The organism is Rhizobium sp. CNPSo 3670 (assembly GCF_057784555.1).
In genome coordinates, this window is sequence record NZ_JBXSOL010000003.1 from 131,609 (window position 1) to 157,668 (window position 26,060).

Below are 26,060 nucleotides of genomic sequence, written 5' to 3' on the forward strand. Positions count from 1 at the left end.
GATCCGTCGTGAAACTGATATAATTGCCGTCGCGATTGAAAACGGGGTAAGCGGACCATGGACAGCGCAGTCGCAGAACATCAGGAACTCACTCCGGAAACCAACGACAATGTCCCCCCGCTGGAAGAACTGCTGGCGAGCCCCGAGCGCTTCATCAATCGCGAATTCTCCTGGCTGCAGTTCAACCGGCGCGTCCTGGAAGAGACGCTGAATACCGAGCATCCGCTGCTCGAGCGCGTCCGCTTCCTGTCGATTTCGGCAGCCAACCTCGACGAGTTCTTCATGGTGCGTGTCGCCGGCCTCGAGGGCCAGGTGCGCCAGAACATCGCCATCCGCAGCCCCGACGGCAAGACACCGGCCGAACAGCTGGATTCGATTCTGCAGGAGATCGACCATCTGCAAATGGAGCAGCAGGCCTCGCTCGCCGTGCTGCAGCAGTATCTCGCCAAGGAAGACATTCTGATCGTGCGCCCGGGCGCCCTGAGTGATGCAGACCGCCAGTGGCTTGCCGCCGAATTCGAACAGGCGATCTTCCCGGTGCTGACGCCGCTGTCCATCGATCCGGCTCATCCGTTCCCCTTCATTCCCAATCTCGGTTTTTCGATCGGGCTGCAGCTCGTCAGCAAGAATGGCCGCGAGCCGATGACGGCACTGCTGCGCCTGCCGGTGGCGCTCGACCGCTTCGTCCGGCTGCCCGATGATGGGAACACGATCCGCTACATCACGCTGGAAGATGTCGCCAACGTCTTCATCCACAGGCTCTACCCCGGTTACGAGGTGCAGGGTTCCGGTACGTTCCGCGTCATCCGCGACAGTGATATCGAAGTCGAGGAAGAGGCCGAGGATCTCGTGCGCTTTTTCGAAACCGCACTGAAGCGACGCCGTCGCGGCAAGGTCATCCGCATCGAGACCGATTCGGAAATGCCGGCCTCGCTGCGCCAGTTCGTCGTGCAGGCGCTCAGCATCCCTGACAATCGCGTCGCCGTTCTGCCGGGGCTCCTGGCGCTGAACACTCTGTCGGAGATCACCAAGGCGCCGCGCGACGATCTCAGGTTTCAGCCCTACAATGCGCGATTTCCCGAGCGCGTCCGCGAACATGCCGGCGACTGCTTCGCCGCCATCCGCGAGAAGGACATGGTCGTCCATCACCCCTATGAATCCTTCGATGTGGTGGTCCAGTTCCTTCTCCAGGCTGCGCGCGATCCTGACGTTCTGGCGATAAAGCAGACGCTTTACCGCACCTCGAACGACAGCCCGATCGTCCGCGCTCTGGTCGATGCCGCTGAAGCCGGCAAGTCGGTGACAGCGCTGGTGGAGCTCAAGGCCCGCTTCGACGAAGAGGCGAATATCCGCTGGGCACGCGATCTCGAACGCGCCGGCGTGCAGGTCGTTTTCGGTTTCATCGAGCTCAAGACCCACGCCAAGATGTCTATGATCGTCCGCCGCGAGGAAGGCAAGCTCAGAACCTACTGTCACTTGGGAACCGGTAACTACCACCCGATCACCGCCAAGATCTATACGGATCTCTCCTATTTCACCTGCAATTCCGTCATCGCCCACGACATGGCGAACATCTTCAACTTCATCACCGGCTACGGCGAACCTGAAGAAGGAATGCAGATCGCCGTCTCTCCCAATGCCTTGCGCCCGCGCATCCTGCGTCACATCGATGAAGAGATTCAACACGCCAGGAACGGCAGGCCGGCGGCGATCTGGATGAAGATGAACGCGCTCGTCGACCCCGACATCATCGATGCGCTCTATCGCGCCAGCCACGCGGGCGTCGAGATCGATCTCGTCGTGCGCGGCATCTGCTGCCTGCGTCCCCAAGTGCCCGGTCTCTCGGAGAAGATCCGCGTCAAGTCGATCATCGGCCGCTTCCTCGAGCATAGCCGCATCTTCTGCTTCGGCAACGGCCATGGCCTGCCGTCCGACAAGGCGCTGGTCTACATCGGCTCGGCCGACATGATGCCGAGAAATCTCGACCGCCGCGTCGAGACCATGGTTCCGCTGACGAATCCGACTGTTCATGAGCAGGTCTTGTCACAGATTATGCTCGGCAACGTGATTGACAATCAACAAAGCTACGAGATATTGCCCGACGGTACGTCGCGGCGCATGGAAGTGCGCAGGGGCGAGGAGCCGTTCAATGCGCAGCAGTATTTCATGACCAATCCGAGCCTGTCAGGCCGTGGTGAAGCTCTGAAATCAAGCGCGCCGAAACTGATCGCCGGCCTGCTCGAAGGCCGCAACAACAAGTAAAACTGGACCATATGGTTGAATCTGAAGCCCAGGGGCGCCTTCCAGGGATCGCCCCGGTCTCCGTCGTCGACATCGGATCGAATTCCATTCGTCTTGTCGTCTACGAAGGCCTGTCCCGTTCGCCTACGATCCTCTTCAACGAAAAGGTCCTCTGCGGCCTCGGCAAAGGTATAGCCGTCACCGGCAAGATGGATGAAGAGGGCGTCGCTCGGGCTCTGGCGGCGCTCCACCGTTTCAAGGCCCTATCCGATCAGGCGCGGGCCGCCACCATGTATGTGCTGGCGACGGCCGCCGCCCGTGAGGCGAGCAACGGCCCCGATTTCATCCATCAGGCCGAGACGATCCTGCAGCGCCACGTCCGGGTGCTCTCGGGCGAGGAGGAGGCTCGTTTCGCCTCGCTCGGCATCATCAGCGGTTTCTTCAATCCTGACGGCATTGCCGGCGACCTCGGCGGCGGCTCTCTTGAATTGATCGACATCAAGGGCAAGGAGGTCGGCAAGGGCATTACGCTGCCGCTCGGCGGTTTGCGCCTGTCGGAATATGCCGGCGGTTCTCTTTCCAAAGCGCGTGACTTCGCCCGCAAGCAGCTGAAGACGGCAAAGCTTTTGACGAACGGCGAGGGGCGCACCTTCTACGCCGTCGGCGGCACCTGGCGAAACATCGCCAAGCTGCACATGGAGATCACCAGTTATCCGCTGCATATGATGCAGGGCTATGAGGTATCGCTTGAAGCGATGATGCTGTTCCTCGAACAGGTGATGACCGCGCGCGATTCGCGCGAGCCGGCGCTGCAGGCCGTTTCCAAGCACCGCCGCTCGCTGCTGCCCTTCGGCGCCGTCGCCATGAAGGAGGTGCTGAGCGTGATGAAGCCGTCGGTGATTTCCTTCTCGGCGCAGGGCGTGCGCGAGGGATATCTTTATTCGCTGCTGTCTGAGGCCGAGCGCCGCGCCGATCCGCTGTTGGCCGCTGCAGGCGAACTGGCGATCCTGCGTGCCCGTTCGCCGGAGCACGCCCGCGAACTGGCGGAATGGACCGGCCGTATGATGCCTTTCTTCGACGTTCAGGAAACGGAAGAGGAAAGCCGCTATCGCCAGGCCGCCTGTCTGCTCGCCGATATCAGCTGGCGCGCCCATCCTGATTACCGTGGCCTGCAGGCGCTGAACGTCATTGCCCACTCGTCCTTCGTCGGCATCAGCCATCCCGGTCGCGCCTTCATCGCGCTCACCAATTATTACCGTTTCGAGGGGCTGCATGACGACGGCGCCACCGGCCCGCTGGCGCAGATCGCCACCCCGCAGTTCATCGAGCGCGCCAAGCTGCTCGGCGGCATGCTGCGCGTCGTCTACCTCTTCTCGGCCTCCATGCCCGGCGTCGTCAAGAACCTGACCTTCCGCAAATCGTCGAACCCGGACTTCGACCTCGAATTCGTGGTGCCGCCGGAATACCGCGATTTCGCCGGCGAACGCCTGGACGGTCGCCTGCAGCAGCTGTCGAGGCTGACGAACAAGAGGCTGGCGTTCCGGTTCGAGTAGGTTGATTTGCGGCACGCCCTCAACAACAAAGGCGGCACTGACGCGCCGCCCTCTCAATCTCACATTAGAGCCCAAATTACTTCGCGTTCAAAAACTCACCAACCTCAAGCAGGCTGAACTCATTATTGTCGGCCTTGTCGACGGCGCGGCCGGCCGAGAAGGGCAGGTTGTTGTCGTTACCGATGATGATGTGCGTGGCGTCGACGCGGTCGACGTTTTCGATCGTGACGAACGGCATGTCGTAGACGCCGTCCTTGTTGCCGGCCTTCTTCTTGTTGTCGGGGTCCTGGATGTTCAGGAGGTCGATATAGCCGATCTTGCGGACGGCCTTGCCGACATTGGCGTCATTGAACTCGATCTTGTAGACGCGCTTCAGCACCGCCGGAGCTTCGAAGCAATCCGGCTTCGGCTGCTTCGGGTCGGCGCAGGCCTTATCGCTGGTGCCGGCGCCGCTGTCGCGCTCGATGACGAGAGCGGTGGAGTCGTCGAGCATGTTGAAATCACCGATCGATACACCCTTGTCTTCGAACGGATAAAGCCAGCTGCGGCCGGTCCACTTTTTGGAGGCAGCGTCGAATTCGATGACGCGGATGGCCGTATGGCCGTCAGCCGTTTCCATTGTGCCGTCATCCTTGTAGATGGCGCCTTCGAGCAGGCCGTAGAGCTTGGATCCGTCCTTCGACATGGCAAGGCCTTCGAAGCCGCCGGAGCGCTTCAGGTTGAAGACCGGCATCTTGGCGGCCGGATTGCCCGGCAGCTGGATCAGCGGGTTGTCGGGCGAAAGCACCGCCTTGCCGTCGAGCTTCGTCGGGATCACGTCCGTCAGGCGACCTTCGGTATCGACCTTGAGGATATAGGGACCGAACTCGTCGCCCAGCCAGAAGCCGTCGGCAACCGGCTGGATCGATTCGATGTCGAAGTCGGCACCGGTGAGGTAACGCTTTTCTGTGCCTTCGAGCACGATCGGGAACGGCGCGATCTTGTTTGGATCGGAGAGGAAGAGGTTCTTGACGACCTCAGCATTGTTGGCAGTCCAGTCGAACTTCATCTGATGCAGGAACAGCATGGAGTCGGAAGAGTTGGCTTTGGAACCGAAGCCGTTGTCCGAGAGCGTCCAGAAGGTCCCGTCGGCCATCGTCTTGATGCCCGAGAAACCCTGGATCGGTTGGCCGTCGAACGGAAGCTTGAGGTCGGTCACGCGCGCGCCGTCCTTGCCGGGAACGCTGCCGAGTGCTTCGGTGCGCTTGCGGTCCGGCGTCGTGAACTTGCCGGAATGCTTGAGGAATTCGGGGGCGTCGGCCGGAGCAGGAACCATGGTATTGGCTGGCAGGATCGCCTGGCCGGCGAGATTGGCCGGGAACTGCTGCTGGTCGGCCGAAACGGGGCCGGCAATCAGGATGAAAAGCGATACGGAAGCAAAAAGGACGTTCTTCATAATATCCCCATGGAACGGATGCGAATGGCTTCCGCTTAACAGGGCTTCCGTGTCAGCGAATTGACGGTTGGGTGAAGCTTTGGTGACGGGTGATAAATGGACTTGCTCAGCCGTGCAGAACGACTGCGGGCGTGTTCAGGACGGTCACCGCACGCGAGGACAGCGCCATGACGCCGAGTGCCTGGCCGCGTCCCTTGACGGCATGGATCCCGAGATCTTCGCAGGAAATGTCGTCGGGAAAAGTCATGCGCCGGGCCAGCTCCGCGGAGATCAGCACCTGCCGGTTCAGGCTGCGGCAGAGCGTCTCCAGCCGGGCGGTCGTATTCACCGTATCGCCGAAATAGCTGATTTTGTGGTGGTCGACGCCGACTTCCGCCGTGATGATCTCGCCGCCATGGAGGGCTACGCGAAGCTTCGGCACCTGGCCGTAATTTTTCCGCCAGCCGGCGGCATTGGCTTCGATATCGGCGAGAATATCGAAGATGCAGCGAACGCAGCGCGCATCCTTGACGCCGCGGGCAAGCGGCCAGGTAATGATCGCCGCATCACCGACATAGTCGTTGATCATGCCCTTGTGGCGCCGGACCGGCTCCGCGAAGGTCGCAAACAGCGAGCTCAGCAGCTGCTGTGCCCTGAGGTCGCCGTGCTTTTCCGCAAAAGCTGTCGAATCGACGAGATCGATGAAGAGGAAGACACGCTCTTCCTTGACCGGATTGCGATAGCGGCTGATGAGCATGCTGACGAATACTTCGCGGCCGAGCAATTCCCGCACGCGCAGGATGAAGATCAGTGCCGAGCAGACGGCAAGCGCATAGAGGAAGACCTCGAACGGCATAACGACGAGATCGAGGAACGACGACGGCTTCAGCATGCCGAGCGACCAGAGCAGGAGGCCGGCGCAGGCGAAGCCGATGCTCATCAGGATCTCGTAGATCACCAGCTCCGTGATGATGAACACGAAGGTCGGCAGCCTCTGGATCCGTCGGTAGAGGGTGCGAAACAGCACCTTGCGCTCGAAGGCGAGAATCGGCATGCCGATAAAGAGCGCGAAGATCGCCCCGATGACCGGCGTCTGATTGGAGTAGAACATCAGATCGTAGATGACGCCGCTCGCAGCCAGCACGATCGCGATCAAGATCCAGTTCTGCGTTGGAGATATTTCCCGCATGCCGCCTCTTCGCCTGAGGTTTCCTTCAGCCATTGTTTCAGCTGGGAAAAAAGCGTCAAGCGAATTCAGCTTGGTTTCAGAGGCTGACGGTTTCAACCTTCCTTCCGGCGAAACGCAATCCGATCTGCCCCTGGATCAGCTGCAGTGCGGGCTCGCCGAAAAGATCGCGCCGCCAGCCATGCAGGGCAGCGACATCGGCGTTCTCGCCATCGGCGGCAATCTTGTCGAGATCCTCGCTGTTGGCGATCACCTTTGGCGCCACGCCATGTTTTTCCGAGATCAGCTTCAGCAGCACCTTCAAGAGTTCGACGGCGGCAGCTGCGCCCTCCGGCGCCTGCGCCTGACGAGGCACATGCGGCATCTCGGCTTTCGGTAGGGCAAGTGCAGCGTTGACCGCTTCGACGACCGCCGTCCCGGCGGCCGAGCGCTCCCAGCCCTTCGGAATCGTGCGCAAGCGGCCGAGCGCTTCGGCATCCTTAGGCTGCTGCTGGGCGACCTCATAGATCGCATCGTCCTTCAAGACGCGCGAACGCGGTACATTGCGGGCCCGCGCCTCGCGCTCACGCCAGGCGGCGACGTATTTCAGGACCGCCAACTCCTGCGGCTTGCGCAGGCGCATCTTCAGACGCTGCCAGGCGTCGTCGGGATGCATGTCGTAAGTTTCGCGCGCTTCGAGAATGTCCATTTCCTCGCGCAGCCACGACGTGCGGCCTTCGCGGTCGAGTTCTGCGCTCAGCGACAGGTAGACGTCGCGCAAATGGGTGACGTCGGCCAGCGCATATTCCAGCTGCTTTTCGGAGAGCGGCCGGCGGCTCCAGTCGGTGAAACGCGACGACTTGTCGATATGGACGTTCTTGATGCGGCTGACCAGCTGGTCGTAGGAGACGCTGTCGCCGAAACCGCAGACCATGGCCGCGACCTGCGTGTCGAAGATCGGATGCGGAATGAGATTGCCGCGGTTGAAGATGATTTCGATGTCCTGGCGCGCCGCGTGAAAGACCTTCAACACTTTCGTGTCCGCCATCAGGTCAAAGAAGGGAGCGAGATCGATGCCCTTCGCCAGCGGATCGACGAGAACTTCCACTGTCGGGCTTGCCATCTGGATCAGGCAGAGCTCCGGCCAAAAGGTCGTCTCACGCAGGAATTCGGTATCGATGGTGATGAAGTCGGACTTGGCCAGCTCTTTGCAGGCGGCCGCCAATTCGGCGGTGGTTTCGATCATATCATTTCATTCGCAAGGAAAAGGTCGGTTGAACCTTCCTTCTCCTTTCGCTTCGATATGTCAATACAACAGCATAAGCTTCGAGCATTGCTGAAGAAGAATCACGTCCAAACTGAGGCAAGGCGAATGCTTCAGCTCACTCTGATATAGCTGGTCATTCCTGTCTTCTGATGTTCGATGATATGGCAATGCAGCACCCAGTCGCCGGGATTGTCGGCGACGAGGGCCAATTGCACCTTCTCATCCGGCTGGACGAGGTAGGTGTCGGACACCAGTGGCATCACCTCCCGCGTCGAGGAGGAGATCACCTTGAAACTCATTCCGTGCAGGTGGATCGGATGCGAGTGCGGCGTCGTGTTCTCAAGGTTGAAGACATAGCTCCTGCCGAGCTTCAGTTCCGCCAGCGGCGCCGTCGGATCGGGCGTGTCCCCGGGCCAGGGCACCTTGTTGATCGCCCAGAAGCTGTAGCCGAGCGTGCCGCAGATGCTCTCCACGGCGGCATTTTCCGCAGTGGCGCTCAACACCAGCGGGATCTGTTCGGCAGCGGAAAGATCGGCCTTCGGGACAGGATTTCGGCCAAGAGGCCCGAGATCGCCGATATCGCGCTTCAGCGATGCCCCAACGGCACGCAGGCTGGCGATCGTCTTCGGTGCCGTGCCGCGAATGTCTTCCAGTGTCGCGACGGCACCTTCGCCATCCGGCATGCGTACGGCGAGATCGAGCCGCTGGCCAGGCCCGATCTGCAGGAGGTCGAGGGGGAAGCGTTTCGGCACCGGATTGCCGTCGATTGCGATGACGGTCGCATCTGCGCCCGTCATCTTCAGCGAGAAGATGCGCGTCACGTCGGTGATGGCAACGCGCAGCCGCACCAACCCGCCGGCCGGCGCATCATATTGCGGCTCCTGGCGCCAGTTGGCCGTGCGCACCGTGCCGTAGGTGCCGCTCTTGGCAGCGTCGCGCGGCCGGAAGGGCGCGATGAACTGCCCGTCGCCTCCGAGACGCCAGTCGCGCAGATTGAGCAGCACTTCTGCATCGAATTCCGGATCGGCCGGATCCTCGACGACGAGCATGCCGGTCATGCCGTGTCCCATCTGCGTCAGCGTGTTGCAATGCGGATGATACCAGAAGGTACCGGCATCCGGCGGCGTGAAGGCATAATCGAAGCTGTCGCCGGTATAGATATAGGGCTGCGTCACGAACGGCACGCCATCCATGCGGTTGTCGATGCGAAGCCCGTGCCAATGGATCGTCGTCGGCTCGTCGAGCCCGTTTTTCAGCCTTGCCGCATAGGGCCGCCCCTTGGTCATCCGCAGAACCGGCGGCATGCCGTCATGGCCCCAGCTCATGATGTCCATGGTCGGACCCGTCTGGGTCAGCATGGCCTCGGTTTTCACAGCCATCAGCAGCTGCGGTTCCGGCGCCGCCCCGGCAAGCCCGAATTTGCCCGCAACGGCGATGCCGGCGCCATAGGCGCCCGCGACGGCGGATGCCTTCAGAAGGTTGCGGCGGGTCAGCAGAGGCATGCGGCGGCTCCAGGATGGGAATGCCGATCCTTTTAAAGTTGAGCTGCATCTTCATCAATACGGGAAACGCGGCCAAACTGCCGCAGCCTGTGGGTCGCAGCCTCGCCATAAACGCATGCCAAACCCAGGGGCGGGGCGCGCCAAGCCTTGACAAATCGGAGCGTCCATGCGCTTTTCCGCCCGATTTTCTTGTCGGCGCGGGAGGGTCTTCGAACCCCTGCTGCCGTCTTCAGCCACATGCCAGGATTTGAGATTATGCATCGCTACCGCAGCCACACATGTGCCGCCCTCCGCAAGACGGATGTCGGCTCGACCGTCCGCATCGCCGGCTGGGTCCATCGCGTTCGCGACCATGGCGGCGTTCTCTTCATCGACCTTCGCGACCATTACGGCATCACTCAAGTGGTCGCCGACCCGGATAGCCCGGCCTTCAAGACAGCGGAAACCGTGCGTGGCGAATGGGTCATCCGCATCGACGGCCTCGTCAAGGCTCGCACCGAGGACACCGTCAACAAGAACATGGCGACCGGCGAGATCGAGCTCTACGCCCAGGAGATCGAAGTGCTCTCCGCCGCCAAGGAGTTGCCGCTACCAGTCTTCGGCGAACCTGATTATCCGGAAGACGTTCGCCTCAAGTATCGCTTCCTCGATCTTCGCCGCGAAACCCTGCACAAGAACATCGTCAAGCGCACCCAGGTGATTTCGGCCATGCGCCGTGAAATGGGCAGCGCTGGCTTCACCGAGTATACCACGCCGATCCTGACGGCCTCCTCGCCGGAAGGTGCGCGCGACTTCCTCGTGCCGAGCCGTATTCATCCCGGCACCTTCTACGCTCTGCCGCAGGCGCCGCAGCAGTACAAGCAGCTTCTGATGGTCGCAGGCTTCGACCGCTACTTCCAAATCGCGCCGTGCTTCCGCGACGAAGATCCGCGCGCCGATCGCCTGCCGGGCGAATTCTACCAGCTCGACCTCGAAATGAGCTTCGTCACCCAGGAAGACGTCTGGAACACGATGGGTCCGCTGATGACCAAGGTGTTCGAGGAGTTTGCCGAAGGCAAGCCGGTCACCAAGGAATGGCCGCGCATCCCCTATGACGAGGCGATCCGCAAATACGGTTCCGACAAGCCTGATCTGCGCAACCCGATCGTCATGGAAGCGGTGACCGAGCATTTCGCCGGCTCCGGCTTCAAGGTCTTCGCCGGCATGATCGCCTCCAACCCGAAGGTCCAGATCTGGGCGATCCCTGCCAAAACAGGCGGCTCGCGTGCTTTCTGCGACCGCATGAACGCCTGGGCGCAGAGCCAGGGCCAGCCGGGCCTCGGCTACATCTTCTGGCGCAAGGAAGGCGATAAGCTCGAAGGCGCCGGACCGCTTGCCAAGAACATCGGCGAGGAGCGCACCGATGCGATCCGCACTCAGCTCGGCCTCGATGACGGCGACGCCTGTTTCTTCGTCGCCGGAGAGCCGGAAAAATTCTATAAGTTTGCGGGCGAGGCCCGCACCAAGGCCGGCGAAGAACTCAACCTCGTCGACCGCGACCGGTTCGAGCTCTGCTGGATCGTCGACTTCCCCTTCTTCGAATGGAGCGAGGAAGAAAAGAAGGTCGATTTCGCTCACAACCCGTTCTCGATGCCGCAGGGTGGCCTCGACGCGCTGCAGAACCAGGATCCTTTGACGATCAAGGCCTTCCAATATGACGCCGTCTGCAACGGCTTCGAGATCGCCTCGGGTTCGATCCGCAACCAGTCGCCGGAAACCATGGTTGCCGCCTTCGAGAAGGTCGGCCTCAGCCAGCAGGACGTCGAGGACCGTTTCGGCGGCCTCTACCGCGCCTTCCAGTATGGCGCACCTCCGCATGGCGGCGCCGCCTTCGGCATCGACCGCATCATCATGCTGCTCGTCGGCGCGAAGAACCTGCGCGAAATCTCGCTCTTCCCGATGAACCAGCAGGCTCAGGACCTGCTGATGGGCGCTCCGAGCCCGGCGACGCCGACGCAGCTGCGCGAGCTTTCGATCCGGCCGATTCCGCCGGTCAAAAAGGACTGAGTTCGTTTCCCAATGAGAAAGCCCGGCGGCTGCAATCGCCGGGCTTTTCGTTTGCCCTCATCGTCCCCGTTGCAAACAAAAAGGCCCGGCAGCGGAACTGCCGGGCCCTTTCTTGAGATTTGCGCGATCAGTCGTTGGCCGAAACCTTGACGCCGAGCACCTGGGGCAGCGTGTTCGGAGCGCCCATGGCAGCACCGACGATCGTCGGGAACGGCACCGGCTTTTCGGGAGCGGCCTTGACGGTCAGGCTCTTCGGGTCGTCGAGGAAGGTGTTGACGGCGGCCGTAACGGCGTTCTGCAGTTCCGGGATATTGAGCTGCGCCAGCATGATCGGCGTCATCGCCTTCAGCGAGTCCGCCATCTGCTTGCCGGACATGTTCTGCTGCGAACCGGCATAATCGAGCGCCCGCTTGGTGATCGAGGCATCTTCGAAGCGCACCTTTGCGCCCTCGAAGGACAATTGCTGCATCAGGCCGAGCATGGCGAGGCCGAGCGCCTGCTGCGACTGTTCCTTGTTCGGATTGGCTTCGGATTGCTTCATCGCATCCTGCATCGACTTCATGAAGGCCATCGTATAGCCCGAGATCTTGAAGCCAAGGTTCAGTTTGCCGATGTTGGTGAAGTCGAAGGCGAATTCCGAAATGTCGATCGTGCCGGGCGCGAGTTCCCAGGCGCCCTTCATGGTGATGTCGCCCTGGACGTGCTGCAGGGCGAGCTTCTCGATCGCGTCCTTGCTCTGCGCATCCTCGGCCTTGCTGAGATCGGCCTTCATGCTCTTAAAAGCGCCGTCGAAATCGAAGCCGGATTCGTCTTCGCGCAATGTCAGGTTCATGTTGCTTTCGAGCACGGAGAAGACTTCCGCGCCGTCCTTGACCACCTTCAGCGGGCCGGTATGGGCTGTTTCGTAGAGCATCATCGTATCGAGCGAGTCGCCGCCGGGCGTTGACGGGATCGAAATGCCGCCAAGCGTCAGCTGCTGCGCCGTCACAGTGACGCCATCTTCGGTCTTGTTGATGTCGGGGAAGGTCGCTTCTTCGATGTAGTAACCGCCGTCCTCGTCTTCCTCGACACCGGAAAGAGTGACTTCGCCGATAGGCAGGCTTTCGCCGCCGGTCGGTTTGAGGCTGACGTTCTTCAAGGTCACCGTCGTGCCGTCGATATCGATGCCTTCAGCCGAAATCGTTCCGCCCTGCGCGGCATAGGCGGCATTGAGCTTCTTCAGCAGATCGGCGCCGTCGAGAGCGAAAGCCGAGCCTGCGAGCGAGAAAAAGGCTGCGCCCGACAGCATCAGCCGCGTTGTCCGGTAAAAGTTCATAGGGTGATTCCTCTGGTGGCGTGTGACGGTTGGAAATCTGCAGTTACGCTACTACGGATTGGGCCTGCTTTATATTGCGGCCCACTAATTTTTTGTTGAAGGGAAGGGCAAACGAAATCCAAATTGCCGCGATGAGCTTGTCTCATCCTTTGATATCAGCCGGAAGACTTCATCCACAGCTGCAATGGCCTGGATTCCTTGCCCGCCAGCCTCTTCTGGGCTAGTCAGGACCTATGGGACAAGAGATTTTGCCGCCTTCCGGCGGAGACGACGACAACATCCAACCGGTCGACCTGAAGGCGGCGCTTGAGCAGCGCTATCTCGCCTATGCGTTATCGACCATCATGCACCGCGCCCTGCCTGACGTGCGCGACGGGCTGAAGCCTGTCCATCGCCGCATCGTCTACGCGATGAACGAGATGGGGCTGAGGCCGACTTCAGCCTTCAGAAAATGCGCCAAGATCGTCGGCGAGGTGATGGGTAACTACCATCCGCACGGGGACCAGTCGATCTACGACGCGCTGGCTCGTCTCGCGCAGGATTTCTCGCAGCGTTATACGCTGGTGAACGGCCAGGGCAATTTCGGCAATATCGACGGCGACAGCCCTGCCGCCATGCGTTACACCGAATCGAAGATGACGGCGGTCTCCGAACTGCTGCTCGAAGGGATCGATCAGGATGCGGTCGATTTCCGCGACACCTACGACGAATCGAATTCCGAGCCGGTCGTGCTTCCCGGCGCCTTCCCGAACCTGCTCGCCAATGGCTCCTCCGGCATCGCCGTCGGCATGGCGACCTCGATCCCGTCTCACAATGCCCATGAGCTATGCGATGCCGCCCTGCATCTGATCAAGCATCCCGATGCGACGGTCGAAAAGCTCGTCGAGTTCATTCCCGGCCCGGATTTCCCCACCGGCGGCATCATCATCGACAGCCGCGACAGCATCATCGAGAGCTACCGCACCGGCCGCGGCGGTTTTCGCGTGCGGGCGAAATGGCAGACGGAGGATCTGGGCCGCGGCGGCTATCAGATCGTCGTCACCGAAATTCCGTTCCAGGTGCAGAAATCGCGGCTGATCGAGAAGATCGCCGAGTTGCTGATTGCCCGCAAGCTGCCGCTGCTGGAAGACATCCGCGATGAATCGGCCGAGGACATCCGCATCGTCCTGGTGCCGAAGTCCCGGAGCGTCGATCCGACGATCCTGATGGAGTCGATGTTCAAGCTGACGGAGCTCGAAAGCCGCTTTCCGCTCAACATGAACGTCCTGTCCATGGGGCGCATCCCCAAGGTCATGGCGCTGAACGAAGTGCTGAAGGAGTGGCTGGACCACCGTCGCGAGGTCCTGCAGCGCCGGTCGCGCTTCCGTCTGGCCGCGATCGACAAGCGTCTCGAAATCCTCGGCGGCCTTCTGATCGCCTATCTCAATATCGACGAGGTGATCCGGATCATCCGCGAGGAAGACGAGCCGAAGCCGGTCATGATGGCGCGATGGGACCTGACGGACAACCAGGTCGAAGCGATCCTCAACATGCGGTTGCGCGCCCTGCGCAAGCTGGAAGAATTCGAGATCCGCAAGGAGTTCGACGAACTCACCAAGGAAAAGAGCGAGATTGAGGCGTTGCTTGCCTCCGACGACAAGCAGTGGCAGACGGTCGCCTGGGAAATCGGCGAAGTGAAGAAGAAATTCGCCAAGGCGACCGAGGTCGGCCGTCGACGCACCCAGTTCGCCGATGCGCCCGAAGCCGACGAGGAAGCGATCCAGCAGGCGATGATCGAGAAGGAACCGATCACCGTCGTCATTTCCGAAAAGGGCTGGATCCGCGCCCTGAAGGGCCACATCGCAGACACGTCGACCCTGACCTTCAAGGAGGGCGACGGCTTGAAAGTGGCCTTCCCGGCGCAGACGACGGACAAGATCCTGATCGTTACGACAGGCGGCAAGGCCTTCACGCTCGGTGGCGACAAGCTGCCGGGCGGTCGCGGCCACGGCGAACCTTTGCGTATCATAGTCGACATGGATAACGACCAGGCTGTTCTGACCGCCTTCGTGCACGATCCCTCGCGCAAGCAGCTGATCGTCTCGACGGCTGGGAACGGCTTCGTCGTGCCAGAGGCGGAGCTGGTCGCCAATACGCGCAAAGGCAAGCAGATCATGAATGTCGCGCTGCCGGAGGAAACGCAGCTGCTGGTGCCCGTCAGCGGCGATCACGTCGCCGTCGTCGGCGAGAACCGCAAGCTGCTGGTCTTCCCTCTCGCGCAGGTGCCGGAAATGTCGCGTGGCAAGGGCGTGCGCCTGCAGCGCTACAAGGACGGCGGCATTTCCGACGTCCGATGCTTCGCGATATCAGACGGCCTCGTCTGGGAAGACAGCGCCGGCCGCACCTTCACGAAGAACAAGGACGAACTCGCCGAATGGCTTGGCGATCGCGCCAGCGCCGGACGGACCGTACCGAAGGGCTTCCCGCGCAGCGGCAAATTCGCTGGCTGAGGCTTTACAGCGCCGCGCGCCTGTTCAGGCGCGCAAAGGACGCCGTAGGCCTTGATTTTTTGCCGAACTAAATTCCGCTCTTGGCTCTTGGCGGGCGCGGGAACTTCTCTATTTCATTGCTGTTATCAAAAAGAAGAGAAGGCCGGTTGCGTGGGCGGACGGAACGGCTGTGGTTCGTTGCGCTTCGAGAAGGCGCGCGTGCCCCTACCGGAGGAAAATCGATGCCCGCCAGCACCATCAAATTGCATGTCAGCCACACCTACAAGGCCCCGCCCGCTGTCGTCTACGACGCCTGGCTGAACCCCGAAATTGCCCGCCGCTTCCTGTTTGCGACTGATGATGGTCACGTCATCCGTGCCGACATCGACCCGCGCGTCGGCGGCCGTTTCTTCGTCGTCGACCGCCGCCCGACCGGCGACGCTTTTCATCAGGGCGTCTTCCTGGAATTGAAGCGCCCGCAACGCATGGTCTTCAGTTTTTCCGTCGAGGAGCATGACCATAATTGCGATCGCGTCGAAATCGACATCGAGCCTCTTGGTGGCGGAAGCCGCCTGACATTGACCCACGAAATGTGCGCCGAATGGGCCGCGCACGAGGAGAAAACACGGCAAGGCTGGGCGCATGTCGTCGAAGCGCTCGGCAGGGAACTGGAACAGCAACAGTTGAAGGCGACCGGCTGAGCGGCACGCTGAAATTCCAAAGAAGGCGCATCGCGCCGTCCTTGTTGTTATGACATAGGGCAGGCAAGGGACCACGTCGCATCATGCGATTTGTCTGATGCCCTTACCTTGTAGCATCCAGAAGCAATGCCCAGCGATCGCCGCCACCAGTATACCGCCGCCGACGAGTGTCATCGTCGCCGGCGTTTCCGCGAAGATCAGCCAAACCCAGATCGGGGCAAGCACCGTTTCCAGTAGATAGAACATGCCGACTTCAGGTGCGGAGAGGTAGCGCGGCCCGGTTGCAAGACACCAGAAGGCGACCGGCATCATGACGGCGCCGTTGAGGAGGATCCAGACGGGATGGGCGATTGCAAACGCTGAGGGCAGAGCTTGCGCGAGGCCGAGCGCGGCCGGCAGGATGGCGGCAAGCAGCGGCACGAAGCCCATTTGCCGGCGCGAGGCACGCCCGAGTGTAATGGCTGCGGCAAGAATGAGCGCGCTGAGAAGCGCCATGGCGTCGCCAAAGATATGGCCGCTGGCAAGTCCTTCGCTTACAATCAGTCCGACGCCTGATATCATGAACAGCATGGCGATCAGCGTCGCGGCCGGGGGCTTCTCCTTGAGGAAAATCCAGGAAAGCAGCGCCCCGAACATCGGATTGAAGGCGACGATGAAGACGACATTGGCCGTGGCCGTATTGAAGACGGCCAGCACGAAAGTTAGGGAAGAGAGACCGTAGAGCAGACCGGCGATAAGACCAGGTCGCCCCGGAACGAGGACCGGCCACTTGCCCGAAACAAGGCGCATTGCTCCTAATATCACGAGCGTGGCGACAACTGTTGCTGCGCTCCGCATTCCGAGAACCCACCAGATGTCACCGTCGCCAAGGCGGACGAGCGGGATATCCATGGAAAGTGCCAGCCCGCCGATCGCCGTCAGCAGCAGGCCTTTCCGATGATCGGAAAGAGCGGTGGGGAACATTCAGTCGCGCGTGCTTTCGGGCATGGAGGAGGGGTCGAAACGTTCCCAGCCGCGCGGGGTCAGATGCTCCTGCGGCTGGAAACGGGTCTTATAGTCCATTTTCCGTGACCCCTGAACCCAATAGCCGAGGTAGACATGCGGCAGACCGAGCGCTTTCGTGCGCCTGACATGGTCGAGAATCATGAACGTGCCGAGCGAACGCCGCTCGAGCGCAGGATTGAAATAGGAATAGACCATCGACAGCCCGTCGCTCATCGTGTCGGTCAGTGCGGCGGCAAGCAGTTCGCCCTTCGGCCGCTCCTCCAGCCCGGAGCCTTCCTCGCGCCGGCGGTATTCGATGATTCGCGTGTTCACATGCGTGTCCTCCACCATGATCGCATAATCGAGCACGGTCATATCGGACATGCCGCCTTGCTGGTGGCGGAAATCGAGATAGCGCCGGAAGAGTGAATATTGCTCGCTGGAAGGCTGGGCTGCGAATTCGGTGGCGATGACATCGGAATTGGCGGCAAGCACCCGTTTCATCGATTTCGTCGGTTCGAATTCCTGGGCGAGAATCCGCACGGAAACGCAGGCGCGACAGGATTCGCAGGCCGGTCGGTAAGCGATGTTCTGCGAGCGGCGGAACCCGCCCTGGGTGAGGATGTCGTTCATCTCGGCGGCCCGCGGGCCGACCAGATGGGTGAAGACCTTGCGCTCCATCTCATGCGGCAGATACGGACACGCAGCCGGAGCCGTCAGATAAAACTGCGGGGATGGCGTCGTCTGCGTATTCATTTGTCGCGGAAGTTTCCTTGTCGAGACAGTGCCGTTTTCTGACAGCATGACCTAAGAATAGAAAACGTCAACAGCGCGGCGGTCTCCGCCCTTCATTTCAGTCTTCTAATCTTTGGATATGGAGCGTCGTGATGCCGGGTACAGGCAAGGCGGAGAGTTTTTTCGTCTCCGCCGCCAGGTCTCAGACGGCAGGTCTCAGGCAGTGCGCACCGTCACCGTGCCGACCAGGAGGTCGTGGATGAGACGGCTGCGCTCGATAAATAGGCCGGCAAGCAGGATGAGCGGCGTCAGCACCGAGTTGAGGATCCAGAACAGCGCCAGATGCACGATCGCCGTCAGAAAATCCATCGGCCGGCCGTCGACGCGCACGATCGCAATTCCCATTGCCCGCATGCCGAGCGAAGCCTGGCTCGGCCCGCCGACGGTCAGGCCGAAATAAAGGCCGGCGACGATGACGAAGAGGGCAGGGTAGAGGAAGAAGCCGAGGCCGAGCGTGACGATCGAAAGGAAGAACAAAACGATCGCCGCGGGAATGCACAGCAGCGCCACGATGAGGTAATCGAGGATGAAGGCAAAGACACGGCGGCTCAACACGCCGCTATAGGCGCGCCAGTCCTCCGGTGCGGCGTAAAGCGGATTGGGGTTGTAGCTCATCTCGATCTCCTCTCGCAAAAGCGACGCCGCTGATATGGTGTCGGCGGGGCGAAATACAATCATTCGCCTCGAAATCACCGTTTGCTGAGAATTTTCGCCACCTCGACTGCGAAATAGGTGAGGATGCCGTCGCATCCCGCCCGCTTGAACGACAGCAGCGTTTCGAGCATCGCCCGCTCGCCGTCGATCCAGCCGTTCATCGCTGCGGCCTTGATCTGCGTATATTCACCGGAAACCTGGTAGGCGAAGGTCGGCAGGCCGAAGGCCTCCTTCATCCGCCAGCAGATGTCGAGATAGGGCAGGCCTGGCTTGACCATCAGCATGTCGGCGCCTTCCTCGACGTCAAGGGCGGCGTCGCGGATCGCCTCGGTGCCGTTGGCCGGGTCGATATAATAGGTCTTCTTGTCGCCCTTCAGCAGCCCGCCGGTCGAGATCGCTTCGCGATAGGGGCCATAAAAGGCGGAGGCGAATTTCGTCGCATAGCTCATGATGCCGACCTCTTGATGGCCGGCGGCATCGAGCGCCCTGCGGATCGCGCCGACGCGCCCGTCCATCATCTCCGAGGGCGCGATGATGTCGGCGCCGGCATCGGCCTGCATCACCGCGGCACGCGCCACCTGATCGACCGTCTCGTCGTTGACGATCTCGCCGTCTCTCAGAATGCCGTCATGGCCGTGGCTGGTGAAGGGGTCGAGCGCGACATCGGTGATGACGCCGATATTGGGTACCGCCTTCTTGATCGCCGCCGTGGCCTGATTGATCAGATTGTTGGCCTCGAGGCTGTTCGAACCCGTCTCGTCGCGCAGCTCCATCTCGATGTTGGGAAAGGTCGCCAGCGCCGGAATGCCGAGGCCGGCCGCTTCGCGCGCGGCCTCGACTGCTTTGTCGATGCTCATACGGTTGACGCCGGGCATGGCCGGGATCGGATCGATGATACCGGAGCCCGGCACGACGAAGATCGGCCAGATCAGGTCGTCTACCGTCAGCCGGTTTTCCTGCACCAGCCGGCGAGTCCAGTCTGCCTTGCGATTGCGCCGCATGCGGCGATGGCCGGTGATGTCGTCGACGAGATGCGTCTTATCCTGCATGATATCTGTCCCTGGCCCATTCCATTTATCGGAGCGCTCATTATCATGGCGCCCGGAAAATCCAAACCGGACGATTGGCCGCGGCGGAAAAACCGCTTGTAACGATCCGATCCCGAACCGATGTTTGCGCTATGGAAACCGATTCCCCGACAATACCGAAACGCACGCTGGCGGATCTTCTCTTCATCCTGTTCCTGAGGCTGGTGGCCGTATCCTGCTTCTGGTTCGGGCTGCAATATTGGGCGATGCTCGTCGGTTATTCGCTGGTCGGGGCCGGCCGATTCGATCTTTTGAGCCTGCCGTGGAAGGTGGCCAGCACCAGCCTTGCCGTGCTTTTCCCCGTCGCCTCCCTCGGCCTCTGGCTCACCGTCTCCTGGGGGCCGGTTATCTGGGTGCTGGCAGCGGGCGGCCAGATTCTGATGTATGGTCTGCTGCCTGATATTTTCGGGCCCAATAAGCTGATCATCCTGCTGCATCTCATGGTCGCCGCGGTCTACTGCATTTTCCGCCTGTTGCTCTGGCTGGAAAAGCGCCGCCACCGCCGCCAGGTAAGTGTTGATTTACCCTGAGACAACGTGGGGTTTCCGGTAAGGCTCCATTAAGCCTGCGGTTTAAGTCGAATTTTATATGTATTCGATAGGGTCTCACTCAAGGCGGGAAGAAAACGACACCGCCAAACAAAACAGTGAGGCAGTCAATATGAACACGAAAATCAAGCCGCAGGCGGTATCCAACTTCCGTGACCAGCAGGATCAGGGCATCCGTGATCTTTACATGGAATCCCTTCATCTTGTCGAACGTCTTCATCGCCGTCTTCTCGACGTCATCAAGGACGAGTTCGACCGTCAGGGTCGCAGTGACGTCAACGCCATCCAGGCGCTGCTCCTTTTCAACATCGGCAATTCCGAGCTGACCGCCGGCGAGCTGCGCTCGCGAGGTTACTATCTCGGCTCCAACGTATCCTACAACGTCAAGAAGCTGGTCGACCTCGGTTTCATCAACCACCAGCGCTCCCGCATCGACCGCCGCTCAGTCCGCATCAGCCTGACCGAAACCGGCCAGGACATCGCCGAAACGGTCGCCAAGCTCTACGAACGCCACATCGCCTCGATCGACAAGGTCGGCGGCATCGGCACCGACGAGTTCACCCAGATGAACAAGCTGCTCCAGCGTCTGGATCGTTTCTGGAACGACTCGATCATGTACCGCCTCTAAGACCCTCGACCTCCTTTCAGGGTTGAAGAAAACCGGATGCGTTCCCTGCGCGTCCGGTTTTGCCGTTCGCGCCCGCGTGGCATCTTTGCAACGCAGGCCAGGCAAGCGCAAAGGCCGGTTTCCAAGCCGTTTTTTAGCCGTTATTAACCGGCACGATTTACCCGTCATATGGTTCGTTGCGTGATGAACTCGGCCTTCGGCAGTTGCCCTCGGCCTGACAACACGAATTGGCCATATTGGTGTGGCAGCGGAATGTTAACAACCGGCGCTTTCAATGGATCAGGAACGTTCAGACTTCCGCATCGCAATCTTGTGATGCGGCGGGCGGAATTTTCCGATGTGCCGGAAGAACGAATGGTGGGATCTGCGTTAAGGCGCAGTGATATCGCAAAGGGCCGCGCTTCCTTTACAGCGGCATTCAGTGGTTGGGACTATGTCGAAGAAAAACGGAAATGAAGCTCTCTCTCGCCGCGCTTTCCTTGCGTCCGCGGCAACGATCGGCGCCGGTGCGATCGCCGCGCCGGCCTTCGCGCAGTCGGCGCTCGATACACTGATCAACGCACCGCGCCGCGGCAACTGGGATGACCAGTTCGATGCCAAGGCGGCTTCGCGCACGGCGACGGCCGTCGTTTCCAACACGCCGATCCTCGGTCCCCAATCGGTCGCGAGCGCCCAGCAGGCGATCATGCAGTATCAGCAGATTGCGGCAGCCGGCGGCTGGCCCGAAGTCAATCCCGGTGATCAGCGCCTGCAGCTCGGCGTTTCCTCTCCCGCCGTCCAGGCGCTGCGCCAGCGCCTTGCGATCACCGGCGACCTGCCGCGCGAGGCAGGCATGTCGAACGCCTTCGATTCCTATGTCGACGGCGCCGTCAAACGCTTCCAGGCGCGTCACGGCCTGCCGTCCGACGGCGTTCTCGGCGAGTTCACGCTGAAGGCGATGAATATTCCGGCCGATGTCCGCCTGCAGCAGTTGAACACCAACCTGGTCCGCCTGCAGACCTTCCCGGAAGATCTCGGCCGGCGCCATCTGATGGTCAATATTCCGGCCGCCTATGTCGAGGCCGTCGAAGACGGCAGCGTCGCGACGCGCCACACCGCGGTCGTCGGCCGTCTGAGCCGCCCGACGCATCTCGTCAATTCGAAGATCTACGAAGTCATCCTCAACCCTTACTGGACCGCGCCGCGCTCGATCGTCGAAAAGGACATCATGCCGCTCATGCGCAAGGATCCGACCTATCTCGAAAAGAACGCGATCCGTCTGATCGACGGCAAGGGCAATGAGGTTTCTCCGGAGACTGTCGATTGGAACGGCGAGGCGCCGAACCTGATGTTCCGCCAGGACCCGGGTAAGATCAACGCCATGGCATCGACGAAGATCAACTTCTACAACAAGAACGGCGAGTACATGCACGACACGCCGCAGCAGGGCCTGTTCAACAAGCTCATGCGTTTTGAATCGTCAGGCTGCGTCCGCGTTCAGAACGTGCGCGACCTGTCGACCTGGCTGTTGCGCGAGACGCCGGGCTGGAGCCGCCAGCAGATGGAGCAGGTGATCGCAAGCGGCGTCAACACGCCGATCAAGCTCGCCACCGAAGTACCGGTCTATTTCGTCTACATCTCCGCCTGGGGCATGCCCGACGGCATCGTCCAGTTCCGCGACGACATCTATCAGATGGACGGCAATGCCGAGCTCGCGCTCGACACCACGGCCGGCATGGAGCAGCCGGTTCAATAAGCGGCGCCCTCTGCGTCGTGATTTTGAGAACCGCGCTTCGGGCGCGGTTTTTTATGCCGGGGAGGGCGCTGTTTGACGCGTCCTGCCGAGGGGTGCTCACAAAAGAGCTGCAGCGCGCGCTTTGCCCAGCAAATGTCGTTCTTCGTATTGCCCTTGCCCCGGCGGAAGGCTAATACCTCAGCGCATTCCAGTTGAGGAGCCCGCCCATGACCAATGCTTCCACCGAATCCTTCTTCAATCGCTCGCTTGCGGACGTCGATCCGGAAATCTTCGGCGCGATCGGAAAGGAACTCGGTCGCCAACGGCACGAGATCGAACTGATCGCTTCCGAGAACATCGTCTCCCGCGCCGTGCTGGAAGCCCAGGGCTCCATCATGACCAACAAATATGCCGAGGGTTACCCCGGCAAGCGCTATTACGGCGGCTGCCAGTTCGTCGACATCGCCGAGGAGTTGGCGATCGAGCGCGCCAAGAAGCTATTCGGCGTCAATTTCGCAAACGTCCAGCCTAATTCCGGCTCGCAGATGAACCAGGCCGTGTTCCTGGCGCTGCTGCAGCCTGGTGACACCTTCATGGGTCTTGACCTAAATTCGGGCGGCCACCTCACGCATGGTTCGCCGGTCAACATGTCCGGCAAGTGGTTCAACGTCGTATCCTACGGCGTGCGAGAAGGCGACAACCTTCTCGACATGGATGAAGTCGCCCGCAAGGCCGAAGAGCACAAGCCGAAGCTCATTATCGCCGGCGGCACCGCCTATTCCCGCATCTGGGACTGGAAGCGCTTCCGCGAGATCGCCGACAGCGTCGGCGCCTATCTGATGGTCGACATGGCCCATATCGCCGGCCTCGTTGCCGGCGGCCAGCATCCGTCGCCGTTCCCGCATTGCCATGTCGCGACGACGACAACGCACAAGTCGCTGCGCGGCCCGCGCGGCGGCGTCATCCTCACGAATGAAGAGGATCTCGCCAAGAAGTTCAATTCGGCCGTCTTCCCGGGCCTGCAGGGCGGTCCGCTGATGCACATCATCGCTGCCAAGGCGGTCGCCTTCGGCGAGGCGCTGCAGCCGGAATTCAAGGAATACGCCGCTCAGATCGTCAAGAACGCCCGGGCGCTGGCCGAAACGCTGATTGCAGGCGGCCTCGACGTCGTCTCCGGCGGCACCGACAACCACCTGATGCTGGTCGACCTACGCAAGAAGAACGCCACCGGCAAGCGCGCCGAGGCAGCGCTTGGCCGCGCCTATATCACCTGCAACAAGAACGGCATCCCCTTCGACCCAGAAAAGCCCTTCGTCACATCAGGCGTGCGTTTGGGCGCACCGGCCGGCACGACGCGTGGCTTCAAGGAAGCCGAATTCCGCGAGATCGGCAATCTGATCGTCGAGGTTCTCGACGGCCTGAAGGTCGCCAATTCCGACGACGGCAACGCCGCCGTCGAAGCCGCCGTGCGCGGCAAGGTGGTCAACCTCACAGACCGCTTCCCCATGTATGGCTACATGGGGTAAGGAGTAGCGATGCGCTGCCCTTATTGCGGTTCGGAAGATACCCAGGTCAAGGATTCGCGTCCGGCGGAGGACAATACGTCCATCCGCCGGCGGCGTATCTGTCCGGATTGTGGGGGGCGTTTCACCACCTTCGAGCGTGTGCAGCTGCGCGAGCTGATGGTCATTAAGAAGACCGGCCGCAAGGTACCGTTCGATCGTGACAAGCTGGTGCGCTCCTTCGAAGTCGCGTTGCGCAAGCGCCCTGTCGAGCGGGATCGCATTGAGCGTGCCGTCTCCGGCATCGTCCGCCGGCTCGAAAGTTCCGGCGAGACGGAAATCTCCTCCGAGCAGATCGGCCTGCAGGTGCTGGAAGCCATGAAGAGCCTCGATGATGTCGGCTTCGTGCGCTACGCCTCGGTCTATCGGGATTTCTCGCTTGCCGAGGATTTCGAGAAGGTCATTTCCGAAATCAACGCCAAGATCGCCCGCGACCCGCTGGACAGATGAGCCATGAGCGTCACGGCGGATGACGAAGGTTTCATGGCATCGGCGATCCGCCTGTCGCGCCGGCATCTCGGCCGCACCGCCACCAACCCTTCCGTCGGCTGCCTCATCGTTCGTGACGGCGTCGTCGTCGGCAGTGCGGTCACCGCGCTCGGCGGCCGCCCGCATGCCGAGCCGCAGGCGCTCGCCGAAGCCGGCGAACGTGCCCGCGGCGCCACTGCTTATGTGACGCTCGAACCCTGCTCGCATCACGGCAAGACCCCGCCCTGCGCCGAGGCGCTGATTGCCTATGGCGTCGCTCGCGTCGTCATCAGCGTCACCGATCCCGATCCGCGCGTCTCCGGCCGCGGCATCGCCATGCTGCGCCAAGCCGGCATCGAGGTGGATGCCGGCGTACTGGAGACGGAGGGCCGGCGTTCGCTGGCCGGCTATCTCACCCGCCAGACGAAGAACCGCCCCTATGTGACTCTCAAACTTGCCGTTTCCGCCGATGGCATGATCGGCCGGGAGGGGGAGGGCCAAGTGGCGATCACAGGTCCGGAGGCCCGCGCCGAGGTTCAGGCGCTGCGCGCCGAATCCGACGCGATCCTCGTCGGCATCGGCACCGCGATAGCGGATGACCCGCTTCTGACGGTGCGCACGCCAGGCCTCGAAGCCCAGTCGCCGATCCGCATCGTCCTTGATCCGTCTCTTGCGTTGCCGCTGACGAGTAAGCTGGTTCAGACGGCGCGGGAGGTGCCGGTCATCGTGGTGGCGAGCGAGAAAGTTTCGCCGTTGGCGGCGGATGCTGAAGGATTACCCCCCTCTGTCCTGCCGGACATCTCCCCCACAGGGGGGGAGATTGGCAAGGAGCGCGATCCGACGTCCCAAGCAGATTCATCATCACCAGCAACAGAAGATGTAGGGCAGGGAGCTGCCCCCCAGCCAATCTCCCCCCCTGTGGGGGAGATGTCCGGCAGGACAGAGGGGGGCGCTCCGATCACTGACCCCGCCGACATAGACTCCCGCCGCACCGCGCTCGAAACCGCCGGCGTCGAAGTCGTCTACTGCAATCCCTATCACCCCGAGGTCCTGCTGCCGGCGCTTGCGACGCGGGGCATTTCCTCGCTTCTGGTCGAGGGGGGCGCAAAGACAGCGCGGCTTTTCCTTGAGGCCGGCCTCGTCGATCGAATCCACCTTTACCAGGCGCCCGGCGTCATCGGTGAGGGCGGTATTGAATCCCCGTTGCAGGCAACCGACATACCATCCGGTTTCATGCATATGAGCACGCGAATGTTTGGCGACGATCGCCTGGACGAATACGAAAGAGGGCTTTGATGTTCACCGGAATAGTCACCGATATCGGTATGATCGAATCCGTTTCGTCGTTGAAAGAAGGCATTAAACTCCGCGTCGCAACAAGTTACGATCCTGCGACCATCGATATGGGCGCGTCCATCTCCCATTCCGGCATCTGCCTCACCGTGACAGGCCTGCCTGATGAAGGCAGCAATGGCCGCTGGTTCGAAGTGGAAGCCTGGGAAGAGGCGCTGCGGCTGACGACGATCGGCACCTGGCGTGAAGGCAGCCGCATCAACCTCGAACGGTCGCTGAAGATCGGAGATGAACTCGGCGGCCACATCGTTTCCGGCCATGTCGACGGCAAGGCGGAAATCCTCTCGGTGACATCGGAGGGCGATGCTACCCGTTACCGCTTGCGCGCACCTGAGCATCTGGCGAAATTCGTCGCCCCCAAGGGGTCGATCGCACTCGATGGCACTTCGCTGACCGTCAATGCGGTCGACGGCACCGATTTCGACGTCCTGCTCATCCGCCACACGCTCGACGTCACCACGTGGGGTGAGCGCAAAGCCGGCGATTTCGTCAATTTCGAAGTCGATACAATGGCGCGTTACGCTGCCAGGCTGGCGGAATTCCCGAGCGCCTGAATTACAACCTGTACTGCTTTCCGGTGCGCCACGACTGGCA

21 protein-coding genes are annotated in these 26,060 nt (G+C 61.3%); 12 read left to right on the plus strand and 9 right to left on the minus strand.

What is annotated here, in order from left to right:
- Positions 1 to 57 precede the first annotated feature (57 nt).
- Together AC13QO_RS03835 and ppx are read left to right on the plus strand one after the other, a co-directional pair.
- A complete protein-coding gene (locus AC13QO_RS03835; protein ID WP_097598446.1) occupies positions 58 to 2,262 on the plus strand; it encodes an RNA degradosome polyphosphate kinase in 2,205 nt (734 codons plus the stop codon).
- 11 nt (positions 2,263 to 2,273) lie between these two features.
- Positions 2,274 to 3,794, plus strand: a complete 1,521-nt coding sequence (gene ppx, locus AC13QO_RS03840) for an exopolyphosphatase (RefSeq protein ID WP_285192805.1) — start codon at positions 2,274 to 2,276, stop codon at positions 3,792 to 3,794.
- A 76-nt stretch (positions 3,795 to 3,870) separates the two neighbouring features.
- On the opposite strand, the gene AC13QO_RS03845 is transcribed toward ppx, so the two are convergent.
- From AC13QO_RS03845 to AC13QO_RS03860, 4 genes are all read right to left on the minus strand, one after another.
- Positions 3,871 to 5,229, minus strand: a complete 1,359-nt coding sequence (locus AC13QO_RS03845) for an esterase-like activity of phytase family protein (protein ID WP_488539967.1) — start codon at positions 5,227 to 5,229, stop codon at positions 3,871 to 3,873.
- A gap of 106 nt (positions 5,230 to 5,335) precedes the next feature.
- On the minus strand, positions 5,336 to 6,397 hold the full coding sequence (locus tag AC13QO_RS03850; RefSeq protein WP_430957741.1) for an adenylate/guanylate cyclase domain-containing protein: 1,062 nt from the start codon (positions 6,395 to 6,397) through the stop codon (positions 5,336 to 5,338).
- A 76-nt stretch (positions 6,398 to 6,473) separates the two neighbouring features.
- The gene (rnd, locus tag AC13QO_RS03855) at positions 6,474 to 7,619 is read right to left on the minus strand and encodes a ribonuclease D (protein WP_183699535.1); all 1,146 of its coding nucleotides are present in this window, start codon (positions 7,617 to 7,619) and stop codon (positions 6,474 to 6,476) included.
- A gap of 131 nt (positions 7,620 to 7,750) precedes the next feature.
- Positions 7,751 to 9,142 carry a multicopper oxidase family protein gene (locus tag AC13QO_RS03860; protein WP_488539968.1) on the minus strand — a complete coding sequence of 464 codons (1,392 nt, stop codon included), beginning with the start codon at positions 9,140 to 9,142 and terminating at the stop codon, positions 7,751 to 7,753.
- A gap of 255 nt (positions 9,143 to 9,397) precedes the next feature.
- Here AC13QO_RS03860 and aspS point away from each other — a divergent pair, with 255 nt between their 5' ends.
- Positions 9,398 to 11,188, plus strand: coding sequence for an aspartate--tRNA ligase (gene aspS / locus AC13QO_RS03865; RefSeq protein ID WP_285192809.1), 1,791 nt, complete (start codon positions 9,398 to 9,400; stop codon positions 11,186 to 11,188).
- A 127-nt stretch (positions 11,189 to 11,315) separates the two neighbouring features.
- Here aspS and AC13QO_RS03870 read toward each other — a convergent pair whose 3' ends face one another.
- Positions 11,316 to 12,503 carry a YdgA family protein gene (locus AC13QO_RS03870; protein WP_285192810.1) on the minus strand — a complete coding sequence of 396 codons (1,188 nt, stop codon included), beginning with the start codon at positions 12,501 to 12,503 and terminating at the stop codon, positions 11,316 to 11,318.
- A gap of 233 nt (positions 12,504 to 12,736) precedes the next feature.
- Between AC13QO_RS03870 and parC the strand changes: the two genes are divergently transcribed.
- Positions 12,737 to 14,992, plus strand: a complete 2,256-nt coding sequence (gene parC, locus AC13QO_RS03875; protein ID WP_285192811.1) for a DNA topoisomerase IV subunit A — start codon at positions 12,737 to 12,739, stop codon at positions 14,990 to 14,992.
- A gap of 221 nt (positions 14,993 to 15,213) precedes the next feature.
- The gene (locus tag AC13QO_RS03880) at positions 15,214 to 15,672 is read left to right on the plus strand and encodes an SRPBCC family protein (RefSeq protein ID WP_434712683.1); all 459 of its coding nucleotides are present in this window, start codon (positions 15,214 to 15,216) and stop codon (positions 15,670 to 15,672) included.
- 81 nt (positions 15,673 to 15,753) lie between these two features.
- Here AC13QO_RS03880 and AC13QO_RS03885 read toward each other — a convergent pair whose 3' ends face one another.
- The 4 genes from AC13QO_RS03885 to hemB form a co-directional block, all read right to left on the minus strand.
- Complete coding sequence (locus AC13QO_RS03885; protein WP_488539969.1) at positions 15,754 to 16,635, minus strand: DMT family transporter; 882 nt, start codon at positions 16,633 to 16,635, stop codon at positions 15,754 to 15,756.
- Positions 16,636 to 17,412, minus strand: a complete 777-nt coding sequence (locus AC13QO_RS03890) for an arginyltransferase (RefSeq protein ID WP_085777700.1) — start codon at positions 17,410 to 17,412, stop codon at positions 16,636 to 16,638.
- Between the two features lie 195 nt (positions 17,413 to 17,607).
- Positions 17,608 to 18,066: an RDD family protein gene (locus AC13QO_RS03895; RefSeq protein ID WP_064801688.1), complete on the minus strand. Its 459-nt coding sequence runs from the start codon at positions 18,064 to 18,066 to the stop codon at positions 17,608 to 17,610.
- A gap of 74 nt (positions 18,067 to 18,140) precedes the next feature.
- On the minus strand, positions 18,141 to 19,154 hold the full coding sequence (hemB, locus tag AC13QO_RS03900; protein WP_085777701.1) for a porphobilinogen synthase: 1,014 nt from the start codon (positions 19,152 to 19,154) through the stop codon (positions 18,141 to 18,143).
- Between the two features lie 131 nt (positions 19,155 to 19,285).
- Between hemB and AC13QO_RS03905 the strand changes: the two genes are divergently transcribed.
- The 7 genes from AC13QO_RS03905 (at position 19,286) to AC13QO_RS03935 (ending at position 26,020) form a co-directional block, all read left to right on the plus strand.
- Positions 19,286 to 19,723 carry a DUF6163 family protein gene (locus AC13QO_RS03905; RefSeq protein ID WP_064811669.1) on the plus strand — a complete coding sequence of 146 codons (438 nt, stop codon included), beginning with the start codon at positions 19,286 to 19,288 and terminating at the stop codon, positions 19,721 to 19,723.
- A 130-nt stretch (positions 19,724 to 19,853) separates the two neighbouring features.
- Positions 19,854 to 20,369, plus strand: coding sequence for a transcriptional regulator LdtR (ldtR, locus tag AC13QO_RS03910; RefSeq protein WP_004673822.1), 516 nt, complete (start codon positions 19,854 to 19,856; stop codon positions 20,367 to 20,369).
- 433 nt (positions 20,370 to 20,802) lie between these two features.
- A complete protein-coding gene (locus AC13QO_RS03915; protein WP_085777702.1) occupies positions 20,803 to 22,104 on the plus strand; it encodes a L,D-transpeptidase family protein in 1,302 nt (433 codons plus the stop codon).
- Between the two features lie 206 nt (positions 22,105 to 22,310).
- A complete protein-coding gene (gene glyA, locus AC13QO_RS03920) occupies positions 22,311 to 23,609 on the plus strand; it encodes a serine hydroxymethyltransferase (protein ID WP_085777703.1) in 1,299 nt (432 codons plus the stop codon).
- A 9-nt stretch (positions 23,610 to 23,618) separates the two neighbouring features.
- A complete protein-coding gene (nrdR, locus tag AC13QO_RS03925) occupies positions 23,619 to 24,095 on the plus strand; it encodes a transcriptional regulator NrdR (protein WP_003547190.1) in 477 nt (158 codons plus the stop codon).
- 3 nt (positions 24,096 to 24,098) lie between these two features.
- Complete coding sequence (gene ribD / locus AC13QO_RS03930) at positions 24,099 to 25,409, plus strand: bifunctional diaminohydroxyphosphoribosylaminopyrimidine deaminase/5-amino-6-(5-phosphoribosylamino)uracil reductase RibD (RefSeq protein WP_488539970.1); 1,311 nt, start codon at positions 24,099 to 24,101, stop codon at positions 25,407 to 25,409.
- Positions 25,409 to 26,020 (plus strand): riboflavin synthase, encoded by a 612-nt coding sequence (locus tag AC13QO_RS03935; RefSeq protein ID WP_488539971.1) that lies wholly within the window; start codon positions 25,409 to 25,411, stop codon positions 26,018 to 26,020. The genes ribD and AC13QO_RS03935 overlap by 1 nt, the downstream gene beginning before the upstream one ends.
- Positions 26,021 to 26,060: the final 40 nt, after the last annotated feature.